Annotated in this window: 22 protein-coding genes; 8 read left to right on the top strand and 14 right to left on the bottom strand. The window is 63.5% G+C overall.

Features of this window, described 5'->3' with window-relative positions:
* Positions 1-14 precede the first annotated feature (14 nt).
* Positions 15-632 carry a TetR/AcrR family transcriptional regulator gene (locus TL10_RS11465; RefSeq protein ID WP_043985741.1) on the top strand — a complete coding sequence of 206 codons (618 nt, stop codon included), beginning with the start codon at positions 15-17 and terminating at the stop codon, positions 630-632.
* A 100-nt stretch (positions 633-732) separates the two neighbouring features.
* Complete coding sequence (locus tag TL10_RS11460) at positions 733-1,626, top strand: universal stress protein (protein WP_043398798.1); 894 nt, start codon at positions 733-735, stop codon at positions 1,624-1,626.
* A gap of 46 nt (positions 1,627-1,672) precedes the next feature.
* Here the strand turns inward: TL10_RS11460 and TL10_RS11455 are convergent, their stop codons facing one another.
* The gene (locus TL10_RS11455) at positions 1,673-2,440 is read right to left on the bottom strand and encodes a universal stress protein (protein ID WP_234711434.1); all 768 of its coding nucleotides are present in this window, start codon (positions 2,438-2,440) and stop codon (positions 1,673-1,675) included.
* Positions 2,441-2,721: 281 nt separating this feature from the next.
* Between TL10_RS11455 and TL10_RS11450 the strand changes: the two genes are divergently transcribed.
* The 3 genes from TL10_RS11450 to TL10_RS11440 are packed head-to-tail and all read left to right on the top strand — an operon-like array spanning position 2,722 to position 6,536.
* Positions 2,722-3,627 (top strand): universal stress protein, encoded by a 906-nt coding sequence (locus TL10_RS11450; protein ID WP_234711433.1) that lies wholly within the window; start codon positions 2,722-2,724, stop codon positions 3,625-3,627.
* The gene (locus TL10_RS11445) at positions 3,624-6,020 is read left to right on the top strand and encodes a phosphoketolase family protein (RefSeq protein ID WP_082067925.1); all 2,397 of its coding nucleotides are present in this window, start codon (positions 3,624-3,626) and stop codon (positions 6,018-6,020) included. The genes TL10_RS11450 and TL10_RS11445 overlap by 4 nt, the downstream gene beginning before the upstream one ends.
* Positions 6,021-6,080: 60 nt before the next feature.
* Positions 6,081-6,536: a heme-binding protein gene (locus TL10_RS11440; RefSeq protein ID WP_110789039.1), complete on the top strand. Its 456-nt coding sequence runs from the start codon at positions 6,081-6,083 to the stop codon at positions 6,534-6,536.
* A 39-nt stretch (positions 6,537-6,575) separates the two neighbouring features.
* Here the strand turns inward: TL10_RS11440 and TL10_RS29570 are convergent, their stop codons facing one another.
* The 3 genes from TL10_RS29570 to TL10_RS11425 form a co-directional block, all read right to left on the bottom strand.
* The gene (locus TL10_RS29570; RefSeq protein ID WP_052506390.1) at positions 6,576-7,289 is read right to left on the bottom strand and encodes a DUF998 domain-containing protein; all 714 of its coding nucleotides are present in this window, start codon (positions 7,287-7,289) and stop codon (positions 6,576-6,578) included.
* 204 nt (positions 7,290-7,493) lie between these two features.
* A complete protein-coding gene (locus TL10_RS11430; RefSeq protein WP_043985738.1) occupies positions 7,494-7,883 on the bottom strand; it encodes a SpoIIAA family protein in 390 nt (129 codons plus the stop codon).
* Between the two features lie 44 nt (positions 7,884-7,927).
* Positions 7,928-9,325, bottom strand: coding sequence for a wax ester/triacylglycerol synthase family O-acyltransferase (locus tag TL10_RS11425; protein WP_043985737.1), 1,398 nt, complete (start codon positions 9,323-9,325; stop codon positions 7,928-7,930).
* A 285-nt stretch (positions 9,326-9,610) separates the two neighbouring features.
* On the opposite strand from TL10_RS11425, the gene TL10_RS11420 reads away from it, so the two are divergent.
* Positions 9,611-10,252: a hypothetical protein gene (locus tag TL10_RS11420; RefSeq protein ID WP_043985735.1), complete on the top strand. Its 642-nt coding sequence runs from the start codon at positions 9,611-9,613 to the stop codon at positions 10,250-10,252.
* Between the two features lie 34 nt (positions 10,253-10,286).
* Here the strand turns inward: TL10_RS11420 and TL10_RS11415 are convergent, their stop codons facing one another.
* The 6 genes from TL10_RS11415 to TL10_RS11390 form a co-directional block, all read right to left on the bottom strand.
* Positions 10,287-10,736 (bottom strand): hypothetical protein, encoded by a 450-nt coding sequence (locus tag TL10_RS11415; RefSeq protein ID WP_043985734.1) that lies wholly within the window; start codon positions 10,734-10,736, stop codon positions 10,287-10,289.
* Positions 10,737-10,800: 64 nt separating this feature from the next.
* Positions 10,801-11,829 carry an Acg family FMN-binding oxidoreductase gene (locus TL10_RS11410; protein WP_043398646.1) on the bottom strand — a complete coding sequence of 343 codons (1,029 nt, stop codon included), beginning with the start codon at positions 11,827-11,829 and terminating at the stop codon, positions 10,801-10,803.
* A gap of 309 nt (positions 11,830-12,138) precedes the next feature.
* Entirely contained in the window at positions 12,139-13,842 is a 1,704-nt protein-coding gene (locus TL10_RS11405; protein ID WP_082067924.1) for a sensor histidine kinase, read from the bottom strand.
* 57 nt (positions 13,843-13,899) lie between these two features.
* Complete coding sequence (gene dosR, locus TL10_RS11400) at positions 13,900-14,547, bottom strand: hypoxia response regulator transcription factor DosR/DevR (RefSeq protein ID WP_043398643.1); 648 nt, start codon at positions 14,545-14,547, stop codon at positions 13,900-13,902.
* 75 nt (positions 14,548-14,622) lie between these two features.
* Positions 14,623-15,480, bottom strand: coding sequence for a universal stress protein (locus TL10_RS11395; RefSeq protein WP_043398780.1), 858 nt, complete (start codon positions 15,478-15,480; stop codon positions 14,623-14,625).
* Between the two features lie 292 nt (positions 15,481-15,772).
* Positions 15,773-16,771, bottom strand: coding sequence for an Acg family FMN-binding oxidoreductase (locus tag TL10_RS11390; protein WP_043985733.1), 999 nt, complete (start codon positions 16,769-16,771; stop codon positions 15,773-15,775).
* Between the two features lie 242 nt (positions 16,772-17,013).
* Between TL10_RS11390 and TL10_RS11385 the strand changes: the two genes are divergently transcribed.
* Both TL10_RS11385 and TL10_RS30930 read left to right on the top strand, forming a co-directional pair.
* Positions 17,014-17,916, top strand: coding sequence for a universal stress protein (locus TL10_RS11385; protein ID WP_052506389.1), 903 nt, complete (start codon positions 17,014-17,016; stop codon positions 17,914-17,916).
* Positions 17,913-18,206 (top strand): three-helix bundle dimerization domain-containing protein, encoded by a 294-nt coding sequence (locus TL10_RS30930; protein WP_131630719.1) that lies wholly within the window; start codon positions 17,913-17,915, stop codon positions 18,204-18,206. The genes TL10_RS11385 and TL10_RS30930 overlap by 4 nt, the downstream gene beginning before the upstream one ends.
* Here the strand turns inward: TL10_RS30930 and TL10_RS11380 are convergent.
* From TL10_RS11380 to TL10_RS11370, 4 genes are all read right to left on the bottom strand, one after another.
* The gene (locus tag TL10_RS11380) at positions 18,169-18,783 is read right to left on the bottom strand and encodes a phosphatase PAP2 family protein (protein WP_043985732.1); all 615 of its coding nucleotides are present in this window, start codon (positions 18,781-18,783) and stop codon (positions 18,169-18,171) included. The genes TL10_RS30930 and TL10_RS11380 overlap by 38 nt on opposite strands.
* Before the next feature lie 19 nt (positions 18,784-18,802).
* Entirely contained in the window at positions 18,803-19,798 is a 996-nt protein-coding gene (locus TL10_RS11375; protein WP_043985731.1) for an NAD(P)H-quinone oxidoreductase, read from the bottom strand.
* A 102-nt stretch (positions 19,799-19,900) separates the two neighbouring features.
* Positions 19,901-20,065, bottom strand: coding sequence for a hypothetical protein (locus tag TL10_RS31240; RefSeq protein WP_157850369.1), 165 nt, complete (start codon positions 20,063-20,065; stop codon positions 19,901-19,903).
* A gap of 71 nt (positions 20,066-20,136) precedes the next feature.
* Positions 20,137-20,526 carry a PPOX class F420-dependent oxidoreductase gene (locus tag TL10_RS11370; RefSeq protein WP_043985730.1) on the bottom strand — a complete coding sequence of 130 codons (390 nt, stop codon included), beginning with the start codon at positions 20,524-20,526 and terminating at the stop codon, positions 20,137-20,139.
* Positions 20,527-20,528: the final 2 nt, after the last annotated feature.

The following is a 20,528-nucleotide window of genomic DNA, read 5'->3' as shown; positions in this document are numbered from 1 at the left end:
GATAGAGTGGCGTGATGGAGGTTCTCGACAGCAAGGCTGCCCGGACCCGGCGCCGAATCCTGGAAGTCTCTGCCGCCGAGTTCGCCGAGCACGGCTACGGCGGGGCCAGTCTGCGGCGGATCGCGGCCGCGGCCGGCCTGCAGGTCGGGAGCCTGTACTTCCATTTCCCGACCAAGGACGAACTGGTCGCGGCCACGCTGGTCGACGGCGTCGAATCAGCAAGGGCCGCACTGGTGCACGCCATCGACTCGGTGCCGGAGGGAGCTTCCCCTCGTGACCGGCTCAGGGCGGCGATCAGTGGTCACCTCGAAGCCCTGCATGCCAGCGACGACCGGGCCGCTGCAGTCGTCCGGATGGTCGAGACGCTGCCGCCGCATCTGCGTGCCGCGCATGTGCCACACGAGCGTCGGTTCGCTCGGGTCTGGCAGGGTGTACTCGAATCCGGCCGGCGAGCCGGCGTGGTCCGCACCGACGTCGACCCACGAATACTGCGGGACTTGGTCATTGGCGCGCTCAACAGCACCTCGACCAACAACCCGGCCGCGAAAAAGGACCTCGACGCCGTCACTGAAGCTCTGTTGACACTGGTGCAGCCCTCTTCCGAAGTGGCCACGAAGTCCTCGCGAAAGTGACCTACTTCAGCGACGAGTGACCTTTGGCCGTAGCGCCGATCAGTCGGCGTACGTACCGTTGGAGGTGTCGGATTTCGCACTTTCGTCTGGAGCGGGCACCATGACCGAATTATCTCCTCGTCCTTACATTTTGGTTGGCATCGACGGTTCAAGGTCGTCATTTGAGGCCTTGCTGTGGGCCATTGGTGAGGCGCAGCTGCGTAACTTGCCGCTGCGGCTGGTTCACGCCGTCGACTACGGCAATTTCGTGATGGGATTCAATCCGGGTGCCTCGGAGAGTTTCTTCAAGCAGGTGGAGACGGCGGGTCAGAACTTCCTCAACGAAGCCAAGGAGCGTGTTCAGGCACTCGCGCCCGAGGTGGAAGTGTCGGTGCACATCCTCACGGGCCGTCCTGCGCAGCTCCTGGAGGAACAGTCGAAGGACGCATATCTCACCGTCGTCGGCTCGAGCGGACTGCACGGATTCACCGGGCTGCTCGCGGGTTCGGTGGCGGTGTCGCTGACTGCGCACGGTCACAGTCCCGTGGTTGTGGTCCGCGCGCCGGGCGCTCACGCCGGTGGACCTGTGGTCGTTGGCATCAGCGGTGCTCCCGATAGCGAGGAAGCGATCGGCTGGGCCTTCCAGGAAGCTTCGCTGCGCGGCGCGAAACTGCTCGCAGTCCTCGTATCCAGTTATGTACCAGCCTATTTCGACTACATCGAACCGACATGGGAAGAGCTGCCGGGTCCGGCGCGTGAGGACCAGCAGGCGATGCTGTTGTCAGAACGGTTGGCCGGCTGGCAGGAGAAGTTCCCTGAGGTCGCCGTCCGGCGGGTCATCGCCGCGGGCCACCCCGGGCACGTCCTGCTGGGTTATGCCCAGCGCGCGCAGCTGATCGTCACCGGGACCCGCGGACATGGAAACGTCGCCGGATGGTTCCTCGGTTCGACGAGCCACCGACTGGTTCAGCATGCGGCGTGCCCGGTGTTGGTCGCCCGGCCGCAGGCTCGGTAGTCAGACCGCTGAGGTAAGGGGTAGCCGTTTGGCGGCTACCCCTTACTCATGCGCGCGCAATCAAGACTGACGGATTGTCGCAGTTTCGATCGGCATTCGACCCGATGATGCTCGAAAGGTCCGGCGCGTCATGGGCGCCGACAACGACAAGACTGATCGGTTCGCTTGTGGTCGCGAGGTATCGGACGAAGCTGCTCGTGACGGCTACCGGGGTGATGTACACGTCGGGATGGAGGTCCTGCCACGCCGCAGTGCGGCTCAGTAACTCCTGACGTGCGCTCTTCCCCGTCTCGGCTGGACACTCGCCGACCGCAATAACGGGCCGCCCACGCAGTTGCGCTTCGGCGACCGCCGCGGCGATCACGTCGTGGTTCTCTTCCCAGTCATTCACCTCGACAACGATCGAGCCGACAGGCGTCCGCCGGTGCGGAGAGTAACTGCGGATCACGGCGACCGGACACGACGCACGCTCAGCCACACCCGCGGCTGTAGAGCCGAACAATGCTTTTGCGAATCGGCCGATTCCGACCGACCCGACACACACCATGGCCGCCTGGCGGGATTCTTCGATCAATGCGGCGGTCGGGTCACCAACCACTACGGCGGTCTCGATTTTTACCTGAGCCGCAGTGTCGTCGATGGCTGCGTGGGCTGCCCGCAGACAGGTCGTGACGTATTCGATGGCCATCTGGTCCGAGCACTGCGGACGTTGGATGCAACTCACCAGCCGCAGTGGTACGTCGCGGGCAATTGCTTCGGCGACAGCCCAGTGGGCGGCGTACACGGCAGCTGTCGAACCGTCGATACCGACCACGACGGAATCGCCGGTGTTGGTTTCGATCATGGTTTCCCCCTGTACATTTCGTGTACTCCATAGCGAAAGCCGCCCGTGGATGTGTAATCGAATCCTGACGCGAGATAGCGGCCGGGTCGAGGGCACAAAGGCCCTTGGGAGTTCCCCAGGAGTCACCGCGGGGCCGACGGTCTTCAACGGTGGCTACTGGTCACTCATCGAGTGACTTTCGGCCATATCAGCCGAGACGGCGCGACCGTAGCGTCATGGACACCGGATCGGCAGAATCATCGGAGGACATTGTGACCGAATTATTCCCCCGCCCTTACATTTTGGTCGGAATCGACGGATCGAGCTCGTCGCTGCTCGCCCTGAACTGGGCCGTCAACGAGGCGCAGTTGCGCAACCTTCCACTTCGCTTGGTGCACGCCGTCGACTTCGAGAGTTTTGCGCTGGGATTCAATCCCGGTGCGTCGGAGAGCTTCTTCGAGTATCTGGAAACGACTGGCCAACGCTTTCTTGACGAAGCAATGGATCACGTCAAGGTTCTGGACCCTGAGCTAGAGGTGGCGCTGACCAGAAAGGCCGGTCGCCCAGCCCGGGTGCTGATCGACCTGTCGCGGGACGCGTTCCTGACCGTCTTGGGTTCCAGCGGACTCAATGCGTTCACCGGACTGCTCGCCGGGTCGGTAGCAGTGGCGCTGACAGCGCACGGGCACAGCCCGGTGGTCGTGGTCCGTGCGCCCGGGGTGCCCGTCACAGGTTCTGTCGTGGTCGGGATCAGCGGTGGTCCAGACAGCGAAGATGCGATTGCCTGGGCGTTCGAGGAAGCCTCGATGCGTGGCGCGGAACTGAATGCGGTTCTGACGTGGAGCTACGTGCCGTCCTACTTCTACTACTCCGAACCGCCTTGGAACGACCTGATCGGCCGGGCGCGCGAGGACCAGCAGGCAATGCTGTTGGCTGAGCGATTGGCCGGGTGGCAGGAGAAATACCCCGATGTCACCGTCCGCCGAATCACCGCAGTCGGCAATCCGGCGGAGGTCCTGCTGGGCCATGCTCAGCACGCCCAGTTGCTCGTCACCGGAAGCCACGGGCGCGGTGACGCAACCGGGCTGTTCCTCGGCTCTACCAGCCACAAGCTGATCCACCACGCGAATTGCCCCGTGTTCGTTGCTCGGCCCCATGCCCGAGAGTCCACCCGATGACCAGCGCGACACGTGAGTTGAGCGAGCCGTTGTCGGCGGAGCGACTGCGATCGGTTGATGCGTACTGGCGGGCCGCAAACTATCTCACCGCCGGCCAGATCTATCTGATGGACAACCCGCTGCTGCGAACGCCGTTGGAGCGCCAACACCTCAAGCCGCGCCCGTTGGGACACTGGGGCACCTCCCCGGGACTGAACTTCATCTACGCGCACTTGAATCGCGCCATCATCGATCACGATCTCGATGCGATGTACGTCATCGGTCCCGGGCATGGCGGGCCGGCACTGTTTGCGAACGCCTGGCTCGAGGGCAACTACACCCGAACACGTCCAGACATCGCACGTGATGGCCACGGCATGGCTACGTTGTTTCGCGAATTTTCTTTTCCCGGTGGCGTTCCCAGTCACGTGGCACCGGAAGTTCCCGGCTCGATCCACGAGGGCGGCGAGCTCGGGTATTCGCTCGCACATGCCTACGGGGCTGCGCTGGACAACCCGAATCTGTTGGTAGCGTGCGTCATCGGCGATGGTGAAGCAGAGACCGGGCCACTGGCGGCCAGTTGGCATTCCAACAAGTTCATCAACGCGGCGACAGACGGCGCGGTGCTACCCATCCTGCACCTCAACGGGTACAAGATCGCCAATCCGGCCGTGCTGGCTCGGATCACTGACGGCGAACTGGATTGCCTGTTGCGCGGATACGGGCATCACCCGATCTACGTCGGCGGTGATGATCCACAACAGTTGCATCAGGACATGGCTGCGGCGTTGAGCCGCGCCGTGGCGATGATCAGCGAAATCCAGAATGCTGCCCGCACTGCCTCCTCACCACTACCGCGCCCGCAGTGGCCGATGATCGTCCTACGGACACCGAAAGGCTGGACCGGACCTCGACAGGTCGACGGTCTGCCTGTCGAGGGAACCTGGCGTTCCCATCAGGTCCCCATCGCCGACGTCCGCACCGACCCACAACACCGCAGGCAGTTCGTCGAATGGCTGTACTCCTACCATCCCGATGAGCTCTTCGACGAGATGGGTTGCCCGACAACGCTGGTCACCGACAACATTCCGGCGCCCGAACGTCAGATGGGCGCGAACCCCAACGCCAACGGCGGCCTGTTGCTGACGCCGTTGCACCTGCCTGCCTTCAAGGAATTTGCCGTCTCCACCGTCAGGCCCGGAGACGCCACCGCAGAGCCGACCCGCACACTTGGTCGGTATCTGTGTGAGGTCATGGTCCGCAACGCCTGCTACCGCAACTTCAGGTTGTTCGGACCCGATGAGACCGCGTCGAATCGGCTTGGTGATGTGTATGACGTCACCGAGAAGCAGTGGAACGCTGCGGTTTTGCCGACCGACGAGCATCTGGCCCATGACGGGCGCGTGCTGGAGGTCCTTTCCGAACATCTGTGTCAGGGGTGGCTCGAGGGCTACCTGCTGACCGGCCGACATGGCCTGCTGAACAGCTATGAGGCTTTCGCCCACGTCGTGGACTCGATGGTGAACCAGCATGCCAAGTGGCTCAAGGTAAGTCGGCAGCTGCCGTGGCGTGCACCGATCGCGTCACTCAATTACTTGATCACCTCGCACGTGTGGCGCCAGGACCACAACGGCTTCTCGCACCAGGATCCCGGCTTCATCGACCACGTCGCCAACAAGCGTGCCGAAATTGCCCGCATCTACTTGCCGCCGGATGCCAACACCTTGCTGTCGGTGGCGGCGCACTGTCTTGCCAGCCGGGACTACATCAACGTGATCGTCGCGGGGAAGAACGACGCTCCGGTGTGGCTGACCGCGGAGCAAGCCGCGCTGCACTGCGCACGCGGCGCGGACATCTTCGAATGGGCCAGCACCGATGCGGGTTCAGTGCCCGATGTGGTACTCGCCTGTGCCGGCGACGTGCCAACGACCGAGGTGCTGGCTGCGGTGTCGATCTTGCGAAACCGTCTGCCGAAGCTGAAGATTCGTGTGGTCAATGTTGTCGACTTGTTCCGGCTGCAGTCCGACACCCAGCATTCGCACGGCATGACCGATGCGGAGTACGACACGTTGTTCACCACCGACCGGCCGGTGATCTTTGCCTATCATGGCTACCCGTCGTTGATTCACCGGCTGACCTACCGCCGGCGCAACCATCAACACCTACATGTGCGCGGATATCTGGAAGAGGGCGCAACGACGACGCCTTTCGACATGCTGGTGCTGAACAAGATGGATCGTTTCCAGCTGGTGATCGACACGATCGACCTGACGCCCAGACTGGATGGGCCCGGTGCGAGCGCACTGCGCGCAGACATGCTTGCAACTCAGGATCGGCATCGTGACTGGATCCGGACGTACGGCGAGGATATGCCGGAGGTGACGGACTGGCGCTGGGATCCGAACACTGAATGACAGTGTGTCCGTCACGGTGAATGTTGTTGTCAGGTAACGCTTCTACCGGGTAGCGGCGAATTGGATGACCAGAAGGGATTTTTCGTCATGCGTAACTGTGTCAATGGTGGTAATGATTACCGACGCGTCCTTAAGGCGATTGTCGCCGGGGCTGCCACCTGGGCGTTCGCGCTCACCGTGGCAGGTACAGCCGGCGCCCAGCCATGGGATCCGTGTTCGCCCTCGGAGATGATGCGTAGTCACGCCGCGGTGATGGATCAGATGGCCGACTACCTCGACGCGCACCCCGACGTGGAGCAGGTGTTCCGGCAGGCAATGCAGATGGGTAGTCCGCACGAGCGGCATATGGCGATGCAGGGTTACCTTGACGCGCATCCAGATGTCGCCGCCGACATGAAGAGCATCCATCAACCGATGATGGATCGCCGAGCGAATTGTGGTCTGCCACCGAATGAAATGCCCATGCAGGCCGGCATGATGCCGGGCATGGGCATGCCCGGCATGATGGGTCATTGACCGTGCGAGGGCGTCGTCGGGAGCCTTGGGACCTGCCATTCAGTCCGGAGCGGAACTGAGCACGGATCGTCCATAGGTCGAGTTCGTTGTGCGTGCGACTACGAGAGTCAGCGTCAGGAGATACGCGCTGACGACGGCAACATGGATGCGCTCGAAGAGCCCTGTCCAATCTGTATCCGCGAGCGCAGTCGCGATTTCGATGCAACCGAGTGCCGCGCCGGTCGCCGCGACGACGAGCCCGACCCAACCCAGCTGGCGCGTGCGTGGCTGGCTGCCCAGTGCGGCCCCATAGGCCGCCATCGCGATGACGACTGCGGTGAAACCGACTACCCCGGAGATGGTGTGCAATTGAGACAGCTGGGTCGGTAAGGAAGCGTGGTCGGTAGCCCAGCATTGGGGGTCAACCGACGGGGCGCAGCGCATGGGCGAGAGGGCGTCGACGATCGAAGTGGCGGCACCGACCGCCAGCGCTGCGCTCCCAATCCGCATCAATGATGATGGGCGCCAGATCGCCAGGACGCCGGCGAGTACCGCGAGACCCATGCCGGCGGCGAGGTCGCTAATCCTGAAAATCTGATAATACGGTTGGCCGGCGACCGCCAGTTCACTGATGTAGGACCGTGTCGGGCTGAGGGGAGAGTCGATCACCCACTGAAGTGGGAAGGCGCAGTAGCCGATAAGTCCGACGAGTACTGCGACCATCCAGGGTCGTAGTGCCAGGCGGAACCTGGTGTAGGTCACCAAAAGGGCCATACCCTGAGCCTGATCTTCAGAAACATCTGCTGCTACGACAATTGGCCGCTGGACGACTGTTGTCAAGCAACGGGTTGCGGGGTGCGCGCTGTCATCACAGTCGCCTCCGCCCGCTCCTTGATCCCGAGCCGCATTCCGCGCACTGCGAGCGATACCACTGGACTGGATGCTTCGGTGACGAAGACCTGGCCGGGGTGGCGGTGCCTAGGGTCTTGGGTCCTCAGACTGCCCCGCACCCGTGATCCACTCCTTGGCCTGGTCGACCTGGCCGGTGGGAAACGGCCGGATCTCCGCCGCGATGAAATGCGACACCAGGTGCTGTGCGACACCCGCCATCGGCGAATCGGTCACGATAGCAATCTTTTTCACGTGCTTGTGATGATCGTGGACGAACCTCATGTGGGTGACCATCGCACCGAAACTATCCCACCCAGGAAAGTGTGGCGCATCGATGATCAGGCCGCCGAGGTCACTGCCTTGCTCGATCTTTGGGTCGACAGTTTGGGCGATGGCAGCGAAATCGCCGGTACTCAAAGGTGATTCGGGACGAATGGTGAGGATCGAGTTGTCCGCGTCCCATTGCTGATCGATCATGGTTACTCCGTTCGAAGTCGATAGGTTGGCTCGTTGGCGGTGCGTTAGCCGCTGAGTAGCATCAGGGGTCCCAGCCGGCGAGTGTGCGTCGCGGCGGACGCCACAGCGACCAGGTGAGCGATCCCGTGCTCGATGCCGCTGGCGAGATCGTCCGCGGCAAGCTCGGCGTCGTAGTCTCCGATGACGCCGAAGGCCAGGCGGTCGGCGTAACTCATGATGGCGATGCCGGTGCGCATGCCCATCGCGATGGGCGGTACTGGCACAAGCTCGGCGATTCGACGGCCCATCAGGCGCAGCCGCTGTGTGGGGCCGGGGACATTGGTCGTCACCGCAACCACGCCGTGCTGCGGAAGCCGGCCCAACAGACGCACCGCCGATGCCATTATCGGAAACGGAATCAGGTTGGCTGCGGCCACGACCAAGGAGCCGGCTTGGCGCTGCCCACTGCCTTTTGCAGTCGTCAGCCTTTTGTGGACCAGTCGAAGCTGCTCAAGCGGATCCGGCCGATCGACGGGTAGATCCGGCAGCAACACGGAAACGCGGTTGTCGGGCACATGGAGTAGTTCGGCCGGCCGGACGGAAACTGGTACTACGGTGCGGATCGGCCCTGCTTCAGGTTGCAGGTCGTGCTGCAGCATCGCTGACCGGAAACCGTCGGTGATGGCGGCCAGGGCTACGTCGTTGACAGTGACGCCGAACCGTTTGGCGACCAACTGGACGTCACCTAGCGAGACCTCGACAGCGCTGAATCGGCGCATATCGCTGAGTTGACCGTTGAGGGGCTGAGTGGATGCGGTGAGCACGCCGGCGACGAGTTGAGCAGCCCCGAATGCCATGCGCACACCACCGCGGGCGGTCGATCTCATCATCCGCCATGCATCGGTGCCGAGGGTGATCGGATTGAAACCGCGGAGCGGAAGTCGGCCCGATCGTGAAGGGAGATTGGGTATTTCATCGCGGGTTTCCCACTGGGTATCGCAGATTCCAGCGAGCATCGCTGTCGCCGCAACGCCGTCGGCGATGCAGTGATGCAGCTTCACCACGATCGCCCAACGACCATCAGCCAGACCATCCAGCATCCACGCTTCCCACAAGGGACGGGACCTGTCGAGCCTGCGCTCCATCAGATTCGCCACCGCGCGATGGACCGCGGTGCCATCACCTGGAGCTGTCACGGTGAGTCTGCGGACATGGTGGGAGATATCGAAATTGTGTGCGGGCACCCATTCTGGAGCGCTGAGGTCGAGCGGAAATGAATGAAGCACCTCGCGGCAGCGTGGCAGGGTTGCTGACCGCTCATCGAGCACAGCCTGCAGTTCTGCGAAGTCCGGCGCGGGACCTTCCATGATGGCCAACACGGCGACAGCAAGATTGGCATGACTGTCGGAATCCTCGGCCTGCAGGAAACCGGCGTCGAGTGCGGTGAGCTGGTTGTCGTTCATCGATGTCCTTTACGCGCCGGCCCGCCAACGGTGGGGTATTCGTGAATGATGTTGCGCTCATCTGCGGTTCACGGGCAGGGCTGATGGGCAGCGGTCATAGGGACCTTCGGCACCTGCTGCGGTGAGGTCTGCGAGGCAGCGCGTTTGGAGGTTGCTCTCGACGTGAGGCGGGCTGGAGCCTTCCGGCTATGTGCCGGAGGACTTTTGGCCCGAGCCGTGGTCACCTGAATGGAGCACCATCGAGTGGCTGCCCGCTGAGGCCTTGATAGTAGGGAGGATTCTCCGATGGTCGTTTCCGCCTGTGAAGACCGCGATGTGCGTCTTGTTGCCGATGGCGACGTGCACTCACTCGGCAGTTCCGCGAAAAGAGACCGCCAGGGCCGCCTCCTCGTCTCGAGCACGGCGGCGATGATCACGGCCGCGGTGGCCGTTGGCTGGATGTTCGGCGGTTTCTCGCTCGTCCGCCTGGTGTTACCGGATGATGCCGTGGCGCCGGCGAGAGTTGCCACGGCACAACAGCAAGCGCCGCCCACGCCGCAACAACTGCACGCATGGCTTGCCGAACTCGAATCACCACTCGACGCATTGCTGACGCAGCGGGACAACATGGCCACCGCGGCAGCCAACGCTGACATGGCCGGAATGCAGCGGGCCTGCGAAGCCGGCCAGGCAGTCCTGCCGCAACTACACACGTTGTTGCCGAGCCCGGATCCGACGTTGACCGCCGCCCTGCAACAGACGCTCGACGATTTCGGTTTCGGATTCAGCGAGTGCCTGACGGGACTTCGGAATCAGGACGCCGCCGACATCGAGATGGCCTCGGTCTATCTGTACCGCGCAAACAACGATCTTCGAACGGTGATGGCGCTGATCGCGCGTGCGCTGAATGACGCCGACTCCGGGAATCTGGATGTCGTAACAATCTGACGTCGTCAGTTGGGTCGAATGTCGCTGGAATTCATCAAGATTCGGGCGTCGAGGTGACGGATCGGACTGATTGACTATTCGGGTACCACCCGACCGCTGTGAGATACAGCCCGGCCAGTCCGGTGACGACCACACTGAGCTGCCACCACGGTGCGGCGGTCATGACGTCTTGTCCCATCGACAGGTACGCCCCAGGGAAGGTCATCAAAGCGACTCCCTTGAGTACCGTCAACCATCCCAACACTGACACCGTAGCTGCAGCAGTTCCACGCCAATACGGATGCAGTGTGACTACGACCAGTCCCATCGGCAAGACGAATGCGCCTGTGATCCAGGGCCATACAGAGTTGTCACCGAACGCGTGCATCAGAGTCTTGACGTACGCGGCCCGGGTGACCAGCGAGGCAGCTGCGACGACGAGGTAGGGCCCGAGTACCCGAGCGAACATCCGGGTGCGGTGCTGGATCTGAGGTTGTGCGCGCATTGTCCGAACTCCGTTTCATCGAATAGATCGTGCCGGTCGTCGATCCCGTTGCAGGACAGGGCTATCAATTCGCTGGATCGTCGTCATCGTGAGGTGAACCGGTGAACGGATCCTCGTCATGGAGGCAGGAAACAACATCGGTCAGTGGGCGGCGCGGGGTTGCCGGCAGTGGGTCGGCATTGAGTGGCGCCCAGCCCACACGAATGAGCATCTGCGGGAACAACTCTTCGCCGAATACGTCAGTTCGTACGATGGCTCGGCACTCAGGATTCTCCAGCGCTTCGGTCACTGGGCAGGTGGACAGCCCTTGTGCGGTAGCCGTCAGCAGCACTGCGCTCGTTGCCTCGCCGGCCCGCAACCGATCAATCGGAGCATCGGTTGTCGTGCCGAGCGCCAACAGTGATCCATTGTCATCGGTGGCCGTGGCACCCGCGGGCTGGCCGAGCGCGGGGCCGGCGAAGATGCGGCTGGGCAGGGCGGCACTGTGGTCAGGCGGTGGTGTACTTCGAGCCGGTACCCCGGCGACTGATGCATAGCGCCCGCTCCAGATGGTCAGTTCCGTGAGGTACTCCATATCATGGACGTGTTGGGAAACTGCCTGTCGCAGTGCAGTTGTGAGGACGTCGTCCAGCTTTACCCGACGGAGCCCGATACCCAGGCGGGCAGCACGTGCCGTCATCAGAGCGATGTCTCCCAGCGGGACGGGCCACCCGCTGTAGTAACGCCGGTCGGTCCGGCGCCGCGGAATTGCCGCGGCGAGGGCGATGTCGGGTTGTTCTGGGGTGCAGGGGGTCAGTTCGATCGCGGCGAGATGGGTAGGCTCGGCCGGGTTGGGGAACCTGCGTACGGTTGGCTGCCAACCCAGCGCATGAAAGGCGACGAGTGCGTGATGCAGCGCCGCACCGCAACTGATCAGCAGGTCGCGCCCGTCAGGATCGGTGTGGACCAAGTGCAATGACGATTCGGCGTACAGGTGCACACTGTGCGAGCCGATCCGCCACCGCCACGGTTGTGTGTTGTGGACCGAGGGTGCGCGCGTAGCGAGTGCCATGGCTGCGCAAACCGTCTGATGGTCGGGGAACGTGTCGGACATTTGATTCACCTCGCAGAACAAATGGTCGAGATCGATGCGGTGCGGACTACATCACGCACACTGCTCTTTCTCATGCATCGATCCTGCAGCCGATTCGACATGATCGACAGAGCATTACGTCACCTACTGAACGGTTTCGCCCGATGACCACGTGCCGGCAGAACCGGTGCCCATCGGCATTGCCAGCCAAGGACATTGGTCCCTCGTATCGAGCGGTCGCCGAGGCGCGGTCTGAGGGTCGATGAGGCGCCATGAGGCGCGACGCCGACCAAGGCGTCCGCATGTGGCCGGCCGTGCACGTATCACCGATCAGGGCAGCGGCGCCCACCACCGCAGGACGGTGCCGGCGTCGACGCCGGATTCCAGAATCATGTCACCGCCAGTGTCCCGGGCCCGTCGGCGAAGGTTCGCCAGACCGCTCTCGGTGATGCCGTCCGGCAACCCGTGGCCGTTGTCGGTCACTTCGATGCGCAAGTCGTTGGCGACGTTGATGGTGACGGTGACCGCGCTGGCCCTGCCGTGACGGACGGCGTTGCTCACCGCTTCCCGGACGACGGCCTCGGCATGATCGGCCAAGTCCGGCTCGATGACGGACAGCGGGCCGTCGTAGCGGACCGTGGTGTGCAATTCGTGGCTGGAGAAGGAGGCGATCGCCGCATCCAGCCGCTGTCGCAATCGGGTGGTGGAGACTGTGCTGCCATGTAGGTCGAAAATCGCCGTACGGATTTCGGTGATTACTTCCTGCAGGTCGTCGACGCAATCGGTGATGCGACGCTGCACATCGCTGGATTTGGCACGCGGGATGGCGCCCTGGAGCGTCAGACCAACCGCGAACAGTCGCTGGATGACGTGATCGTGCAAGTCACGGGCGATTCGGTCGCGGTCTGCCAACACATCGAGCTCACGCTTCTGACGTTGGCTGGCGGCAAGCTGCCAGGCGAGCGCGGCCTGGTCGGCGAACGCAGCCATCGTGTCCAGGTGATCCGCGGTGAATTCCTGCCGGCCCGCACGCCGCAGCAAGATCAGGACTCCGATGACGCTCTCGGTGGTGCGCAGTGGCAGCACGAGTGCGGACGCCATGTCGACCGCGATCACTTCGGGTAGGTCCGTCGCCGGGCAGAGCACGGGTATCCGCTGGTGAAAGGCATGGCCGATGGGGCCGTCGGTCACCGGTGTCTCTAGCGATGATTCTCGGAGATCGCCGACAACGTCGATCACATGGAGTTCGGTGATCTCGTTGCTCGGAGCGTCGTCGTCCTCGGGAACCGCGATCAGCGTGACGTCCGCGTCGGTCAGGGAATGTGCCTGCTCCGCGATCTGACGGAACACCTGAGACGGCTCAGTGCCGGACAGCAGGGCGGTACCGATGTCGCGGGTGGCCTCGATCCAGGCCTGCCGTTGCTGCGACTGGCGGTACAGGCGCGCATTGTCGATGGCGATGCCGGCCGCCGCAGCCAGCGCTTGTGCCAGCACTTCGTCGTCTTCGCTGAAAGGCTGCCCGGATGCTTTCTCGGTCAGATACAGGTTGCCGAAAACTTCGTCGCGGATGCGCACCGGCACGCCGAGGAAAGTTCGCATAGGAGGGTGGTGGTCAGGAAACCCGACCGAGGCAGGGTGGGTGCGAATATCTTCCAGCCGAATGGGTTTCGGTTCGTCGATCAACGCGCCGAGGACACCGCGCCCCTGGGGAAGCGGGCCGATTTTGCACCGGGTCTCTTCGTCGATGCCCTCGTAGATGAACTCGATGAGCTCGTGGTCGGTTCCTCGTACTCCGAGGGCACCGTACCGCGCGTCGATCAGCTCGATCGCGGTGTGCACGATGGTTCGTAGCGTCTCGTCCAGTTCGAGACCGGACGTGACCGTGAGCATTGCCTCGACGAGACCGTCGAGGCGGTCACGGCCCTCGATGATCTGTTCCACGCGGTCCTGAACTTCATTGAGAAGTTCACGCAACCGTAGGCCGGCCAACGGCACTCGCAGCGGACGCTCGGCACTGCTGTCATGGCGTGTCACACGGTTGATTCTGCCATCGCAGCAGAGGCGCGCCGGGAATTTGACGCCGGGGGCATATCAGTAGTCCGGGCGCTGCGATCGGTCCAGTTTGGAGACGAATACCGCGGCCTGGGTTCGCCGTTCCATGCCGAGTTTGGCGAGCAGACGCGACACGTAGTTCTTCACGGTCTTCTCCGCTAGGAACATCCGTGCGGCAATCTGCTTGTTGGTCAAACCTTCACCGAGCAGGTCCAGCAGCACTCGCTCCTGATCGGTCAGCCCGGAAAGCGGGTCCGAATGCTCGGCTGCATTGCGGAGCTTGGCCATCAACGCGGCGGCCGCACGATTGTCCAGTAGGGACCGTCCGGCGCCGACGGCTTTGATCGCCTCGGCCAGTTCCATACCTTTGATGTCCTTGATGACATAGCCGCTCGCTCCCGCAAGGACCGCGTCGAGCATGGCCTCGTCGGACGTGAACGATGTCAGCATCAGACACCGTAGGTCGGGCATGCGTGACAGCAGGTCCCGGCATAGTTCGATGCCGTTGCCGTCCGGCAGACGGACGTCGAGGACAGCGACATCGGGCTTGAGCGCGGGAATCTGAGCCAGTGCATGCGCCACGGTTCCAGCTTCGCCGATGACCTGCAGATCAGAGTCCGCGCTCAACAGGTCGATGAGTCCGCGCCGTACGACTTCATGGTCATCGACGAGAAATACTGTGACCATTCCTTGCCCTTCTGAACGCCGCCGGCGTGCTTGTCGGTGTTGAAGTCCTGCTCATGACGATAGGCCAGGCTGCGGCTACAAGCGCTGGTTATGTTGGCAAATCAGTGCCGTGCAGTTCACCTGGGCAGAGCCTGAGCGCGCCGACCCCACGACCTCGCCCACCCCCGGCCTCCGATGTCTGCCGATTACCAGCAGTTGAATCGAATCTGACTGGCGATCAAGATAATTCATCGTGGACCCGTGGATGGCGACGGGGTTGAACTTGATGTCCGGGTTGGCTGTGCGGTGCCGTGCGAGACGTTTGTCCAGACGCGCACGGGCCCCTTCGTCCTTGACCTTCTGCCGATCGTCCGGGTGTGAGTTCTGCCGCGTTGCGAGCACTGTCAGAGGCGCGCCGCGCAGCCGGGCTTCGCTGATTCCAGCCTCGAGGACCACGGTGCTGTCCGGGCCTTCGTCGACTTCGACGACGACGTGCCGGGGTTGCGTCGTCCCATGCCGGCCGCCGCTTCGAACGATGGCTACCGGACACGGCGCAGCCGTGGCCAAAGTCGCCGCGGTGGAGCCGAGCCGGTGTCCCGTCGCGTGCGCGATGCCCAGCGAGCCCAGACACAGCAGATCAGCCGACCGGCTTGCGTCCAGCAGAACACGGGATGGATGGCCTTGCAGGATTTCCCATTCCACCTTGACCGGCTTCTCGGTGGACTCGACGGCGACCAACGCCCGCCGCACGGAAGCGTCGGCACACGCCAAGTCTTGAGCTTCCTGCTGGGGATCAACAGCGCCATCACCGCGTGGCTCGACCACGTAGAGCAGGCGCAGAGGCACATCGCGGCTGACGGCTTCATCGACCGCCCACAGGGCAGCGTCCACCGACCAGCATGAGCCGTCGATGCCGACTACGACGGCCGACGACGGAGAAGCTGATTTGTACATCTCCACACTCTCCTCACATCACCGAACTGACTATTCGTCGACGGTAGGTGTGACGACACTGCCGGCGGCAGGGGAATTGGTCCCTAGTCGCATGCCACAGTGACCTGTTGTGCCGGGGCCGTGCGCCACACCATGGGTCCATGTGCTCTAGCGCGGAGCCGACTGGATTGCCATCGTGGATGACATGAGGAAGCAGGTGGCAATCGGCATCGCACTTGCAGCCGCGCTGTGCGTAACGGGGCGATTGATGCGAAAGTGGCGTGCCGCCAGCAGGGAATCGAGCGCTCCGCCGTCAATTCCGATAGTGCGAGCGATCTGGCCGGAAACGGAAGACATCCGACAACTGGCGGCGCGGTGTCGGTGGTGGGACGTCATCCAGGGCTGGGGCGGTGCCGATGCGAACCAATACCTGTGGCAGCGGGTGACCGGTGAGCGCGCTGACGATGTCGCAGGTGGCCGGGTGCTCGGTGATGTGGGTGAGCGTGCAACTCGCTAGGCCCGCGATGGTGGCCTCCAGCAGGATTGCCGACAAGGTCTCGCCGCACGCAAAAATGTCCCCGCGGGTGTCGCCGAGCGCGGAAATCACCACCACGGTGGCCTGGTCATCGCCGGCGTGTTGGCGTCGCTCGCGGGTATTGGTGAGCGGGAACGACCGTCCGATGGCAACCCGGTCACTTTCTGGAGCCGACACCAACGCGCTTTTTGGAATACCCGTCGTGGTGCCGAATGACCTAGTCCACCAGTCCAATTCGGCGTGATAGACGGCGTCGTACATTCTGAGGACGTCGGCAAGACGCGAGGCCTCTGCAAGATTGGTGCGCTGTTGGGCGCTCAAGACGTCGACGTGGGTCGGACGGTTGCCCACGGCCAGCCGCAGCAGTTTGTCGAATGCCGGCCGGTCGTCGACCGCCCCGAACGGAAGTCGGTCGGTGCGTCGGCACAATATTGCGTCTGCGGCACGCCGTTGTGCGGCAGTGACACCGCTGGCCGGCCGGAAGCGGATGTCGGCGAGATGGTGGTGATCGTCCGGGTTGGGAAATCGGTCGATGTTGGAGATCCAGCCGGCTGCGGCCATCGCCACGCGGAGGTGATCCAGTGCGACGCCGCAACTCAACAGAGCTTGGCGCCCAGAACTATCCGTGGTGACCAGCCGGTCGGTATCGAGATACAGCTTCAGGGTGGAGGATTCGAGAACCCACTTCCACGGCTGGCTGTTGTGGAATGACGGCGCCCGGCAGGCCAGAAGGACCGCGTCTTTGACTTCCTGAAGTGGAATCGAGGTTCTCGTCATGAGACGCCCTTCTCGGCAGCGCGACGTGCAATTGTGAAGCCTGCCCCGGTTTGGACGCTTCTCCCAGGGCCGGAAGTCATCAGTACCTCAGCAGCCGGCGGACCGGCCGCCATCGCTCGCACGGCAGGGCATTTTTCGGATCTCGCCAGGGACCTTTGACACTATGCCGGGTTCGTGCGGAGAGGTCAGATGTGACTGGAGATCAAGCGATCTCAGGGTGGCCGGAATGGAGGATTGCCGCCATGGCACACGGATATCCGATGAACATCCCAGCTTCAGCCGAACCGGTCGTGGTCGGTATCGACGGCTCCAAACACGCGCTGCGTGCGGCACGGTGGGCTGCGCTCGAAGCGGCGAGTCAGAACACCGCCTTGCGGCTGGTCTACGTCATCGACGCCGGTGATGCTGATCGGCAGGCCAACATCGACCGGGCACAGCACGCGCTACACAAGGCGTGGGAAGCGGTGACCGATACACACATCGACGTCAAGCTGGAATCGGAGATTCTGTCCGGCAGCCCGGCTGAATGTCTTGCCGAAGAGTCTCGCCGCGCGTCGATGGTCTGTGTCGGCGACCGCGGAACACATGACATGCCTGACGCCTCCCGTGGATCCACGGCTGCTCAGGTCGCCCGGAACGCGCCGGGCACTGTCGCGATCATCCGCCGGACACACCGTGACTTCGACCATCGCAAGTGGATCGTGGCGGTGTTGGACGAGTCGGTCTTTGCCACCGCCGTATTGAAGGCCGCCGAAGCCGACTCGACATGGCGCAACGCGCCAATTCTGATGTTGGAGCCCTGGTCGCATTCGAGTGAGCCCGTCCATGCCGGGCATCCGGTGCATGCCGCCCTGGAACGGTACTTGAAAGATACGGAAAGCAGTGACATCCGGTCGGTCACCCTGGCGATGCCAGGGCACCTCAGTAACCTGCTGCGGCAGAGCGCGTGCATCGACCAGCTGGTCATCGTGCCGGGAGACCACCGCGAGTTGGTGGAGGAGCTGACCAGCCGTGAGATGCGCAAGACTCTGAAGCATTCGGACTGCACGCTGTTGTTCGTCCGGCCTTCTGCCCATGCGTCGATTGGCGACGGAGTTGCCCGCCAACGGAGTTCGATCGAACCATTGACGGTGGGGCAGCGGTGACCCAGGTACTGCACGAGCCGACCCGGTCCACCCGATCGGCAGCAGATTGGGTTGCCGAGGTTGCCGGGAAACTCGCCCGTCGCGAGGGACGCAACGATGCTGCGCGGGACGCGGAGATCAGGGGCTGGTGCCGGGAGGCCGCGACTCAGTTCGTGGACGCCCGCATTCAAGCGTTCGTTCCGCTGCTCGTCGAGCGCATCGTCGGCGACCGCATCCGGCGTGATCGTGACGAACGGGGTTGCGCTCGGTCGGTTATGGCCTGTGCCCATCCCGATGTGCCGAATCTCTAGCCTTCGTGCTGACCAGGCCGCGTAGCCGCGTCCTGTCAATCAGCTCGAGTAACCGCCGCAGAAGCGGTCGGAACAGGAAGCATCCGGCCAGGCTGACTACGACGCCGAGCCCCAAGCCCGCAAGGACATCGCTCGGATAATGGGCACCGACGTAGACGCGCGCAAACGCCATCACCGCCGCGGCCGCGGCGGCCACCATGCCGAGGCGGCGGTTCACCAGCCACAGTCCTGCCGCGACCGCCGCCGCGATGACGGCATGGATGCTGGGGAACCCGCCGTCGGTGTTGCAGTGCAGCACCACGATGTTGCGCAGTGCGTTGCACGGGCGGGTTTCGTTGACGTACAGGGCGATCGGGTCATAAACCACCAAGGCGGCCAGCACGCCCAGCGGGGTCCACAGCGCGGCCGTCATCGCCATCGGGTTTCCGCCCGTGCGGGCGAGCCACCACCCGCCCAGCCACAATGCGATGAAAAGGAGCACGCCGTCGTTGGCATACGCGGCGAGCAACGGATGCAGCCACGGGGTGTCGCGAGCGAAGTCGTTGATGACGTAGAAGATTCGTACATCGAGGTTCATGGCCGGTGCTCTCGGATCGCTAACCGTTACCCGGGACGGTGAGCAGCACCTTTCCCACTGTCTTGTCGGAGTCGAGCAGTCGGTGCGCTTCCGGCGCATCGGTGATCGGCACCTCGGCCGCGACGACCGGTGCCACCGCGCCGTCAGCGATCAGCGGCCACAGCTGTTGCCGCAGTGCGCTGATGATCTCGGCCTTCGAACCGGGGCCGTCTTCGGGCCGACGACGCAGGTTCGTCACATGCACCGAGCCCCGTTTGAACAGCAGCGCACCGAGATTGAGTTCGGCGACCGCGCCGCCCTGCAACCCGATGATGGTCAGGTGGCCGTTCTCGGCCAGGGCTTCCACGTTCTTGCCCAGGTAACTACCGCCCATGATGTCGAGAATGACGTTGGCGCCCGAGTACTCCGTGTTGACCACGGCCGGGAAGTCCTGGTCGCGGTAGTTGATGAGGGTCTGCGCGCCGAGTTCGCGGCAGGCATCGAGCTTGAACTGCGTGCCGGCCGTCACCGCCACGTTGGCCCCCAACGCACGGCCCACTTGTATTGCGTGCGTGCCGATTCCGCTGCCGCCGCCATGGATCAGCAGCGTCTGCCCGCTCTGCAGGCCACCGGTCATCACCACGTTCGACCATACGGTGGCCGCGGTCTCGGGCAGCGCCGCAGCGGCAGTGACGCTGACGCCCTGCGGCACCGGGAGCACCTGGGTGGCGGCCACGTTGACGCGTTCGGCGTAGCCGCCGCCGGCCAGCAGTGCGCACACCGCGTCGCCGGGTGCCCAATCCTGCACGCCGGCACCGACTTCGGCGATGTAGCCGGAAACTTCGAGGCCCGGGATATCGCTGGCTCCGGGCGGCGGTGGGTAGAAGCCCATGCGCTGCATGACGTCGGCGCGGTTGACCCCCGCCGCCACCACGTCGATGGCGACCTGGCCAGGGCCAGGTGCGGGCAGGTCGTCGACCTCGGCCCACTCCATCACCTCAGGGCCGCCGTGACCATTGAGCTTTATCGCGTACATGCTATTTGCCTCCAGGGACCGGGAATTGGGCGCTCATCGCCAGGTCCCAGAATTTGTCGGGAGTCAGCTGGCGCTGGATGATGCTGAGTGTCGCGCTGGGCGTCACGGTGTAGCGGGCCTGGGCCGCTTGGTCTCGATGGCCTTGCGGACGACTTCGGCGACCGAATCGGGATTGCCGCCAAAGAATTTGGCGACGTTGCCGGCGTAGATATCGGCGGTGGCCTCGCCGATGCCGCTCGAACAACCGGTGATGAGTACGACGGACATGCGTTCCTCCTGGGTTGGGTGGCGGGCTATGGGTTCGGTTCCGCGTCGCGTACTTCCTTCGCGGTCGTTGGTTACCCGCGGGGTGATACCTCGATCGCGAACGATGCCTGCTGACGGCGGGTCAGCCAGACACCGAATTCGCTCAGCGGTCCCAGCAGCCAGTACTTGCGATTCACGATCTTACGGATCCTCGGGTTGTCGTCGAATCCCAACGCCCGCGCAGTGCCCTCGACAATGGGCGAACCCGGACGGATCTTCCCGCGAATATCACAGGGCTGCAGGGTGACTGCCGCATTCCGGCGGATGCGTTTGACCTTGTACGCGTCAACCTCCGAGAAGAAATACAGCTTGCCGTCGGCTGGGGCGATCCACACGGGGGTGGACACCGGCGTGCCGTCCTTGCGGTAGCTGGTGAACGACACGTAGTTCGCTCGGCCGACGACATCCCAATCTGGTGCCATGG

It is taken from the genome of Mycolicibacterium llatzerense (assembly GCF_000878195.1).
Lineage (GTDB): Bacteria > Actinomycetota > Actinomycetes > Mycobacteriales > Mycobacteriaceae > Mycobacterium > Mycobacterium llatzerense.
This window is presented reverse-complemented; position numbering and strand designations above follow the sequence as displayed.

Bases quoted from the DNA above. Each gene is read 5' to 3' on its own strand.
- TL10_RS11445 (WP_082067925.1), top strand. From the start codon at position 3,624: ATGACCAGCGCGACACGTGAGTTGAGCGAGCCGTTGTCGGCGGAGCGA.
- TL10_RS29570 (WP_052506390.1), bottom strand. From the start codon at position 7,289: ATGGCCCTTTTGGTGACCTACACCAGGTTCCGCCTGGCACTACGACCC.
- TL10_RS11385 (WP_052506389.1), top strand. From the start codon at position 17,014: ATGGCACACGGATATCCGATGAACATCCCAGCTTCAGCCGAACCGGTC.
- TL10_RS11380 (WP_043985732.1), bottom strand. From the start codon at position 18,783: ATGAACCTCGATGTACGAATCTTCTACGTCATCAACGACTTCGCTCGC.
- TL10_RS11415 (WP_043985734.1), bottom strand. From the start codon at position 10,736: ATGCGCGCACAACCTCAGATCCAGCACCGCACCCGGATGTTCGCTCGG.
- TL10_RS31240 (WP_157850369.1), bottom strand. From the start codon at position 20,065: ATGTCCGTCGTACTCATCACCGGTTGTTCGAGCGGCATCGGCGAGGCC.
- TL10_RS11370 (WP_043985730.1), bottom strand. From the start codon at position 20,526: ATGGCACCAGATTGGGATGTCGTCGGCCGAGCGAACTACGTGTCGTTC.
- TL10_RS11410 (WP_043398646.1), bottom strand. From the start codon at position 11,829: ATGTCCGACACGTTCCCCGACCATCAGACGGTTTGCGCAGCCATGGCA.
- TL10_RS11390 (WP_043985733.1), bottom strand. From the start codon at position 16,771: ATGACGAGAACCTCGATTCCACTTCAGGAAGTCAAAGACGCGGTCCTT.
- TL10_RS11465 (WP_043985741.1), top strand. From the start codon at position 15: ATGGAGGTTCTCGACAGCAAGGCTGCCCGGACCCGGCGCCGAATCCTG.
- TL10_RS11425 (WP_043985737.1), bottom strand. From the start codon at position 9,325: ATGAACGACAACCAGCTCACCGCACTCGACGCCGGTTTCCTGCAGGCC.
- TL10_RS11375 (WP_043985731.1), bottom strand. From the start codon at position 19,798: ATGTACGCGATAAAGCTCAATGGTCACGGCGGCCCTGAGGTGATGGAG.
- TL10_RS11420 (WP_043985735.1), top strand. From the start codon at position 9,611: ATGGTCGTTTCCGCCTGTGAAGACCGCGATGTGCGTCTTGTTGCCGAT.
- TL10_RS11430 (WP_043985738.1), bottom strand. From the start codon at position 7,883: ATGATCGATCAGCAATGGGACGCGGACAACTCGATCCTCACCATTCGT.
- TL10_RS11460 (WP_043398798.1), top strand. From the start codon at position 733: ATGACCGAATTATCTCCTCGTCCTTACATTTTGGTTGGCATCGACGGT.
- TL10_RS11395 (WP_043398780.1), bottom strand. From the start codon at position 15,480: ATGTACAAATCAGCTTCTCCGTCGTCGGCCGTCGTAGTCGGCATCGAC.
- dosR (WP_043398643.1), bottom strand. From the start codon at position 14,547: ATGGTCACAGTATTTCTCGTCGATGACCATGAAGTCGTACGGCGCGGA.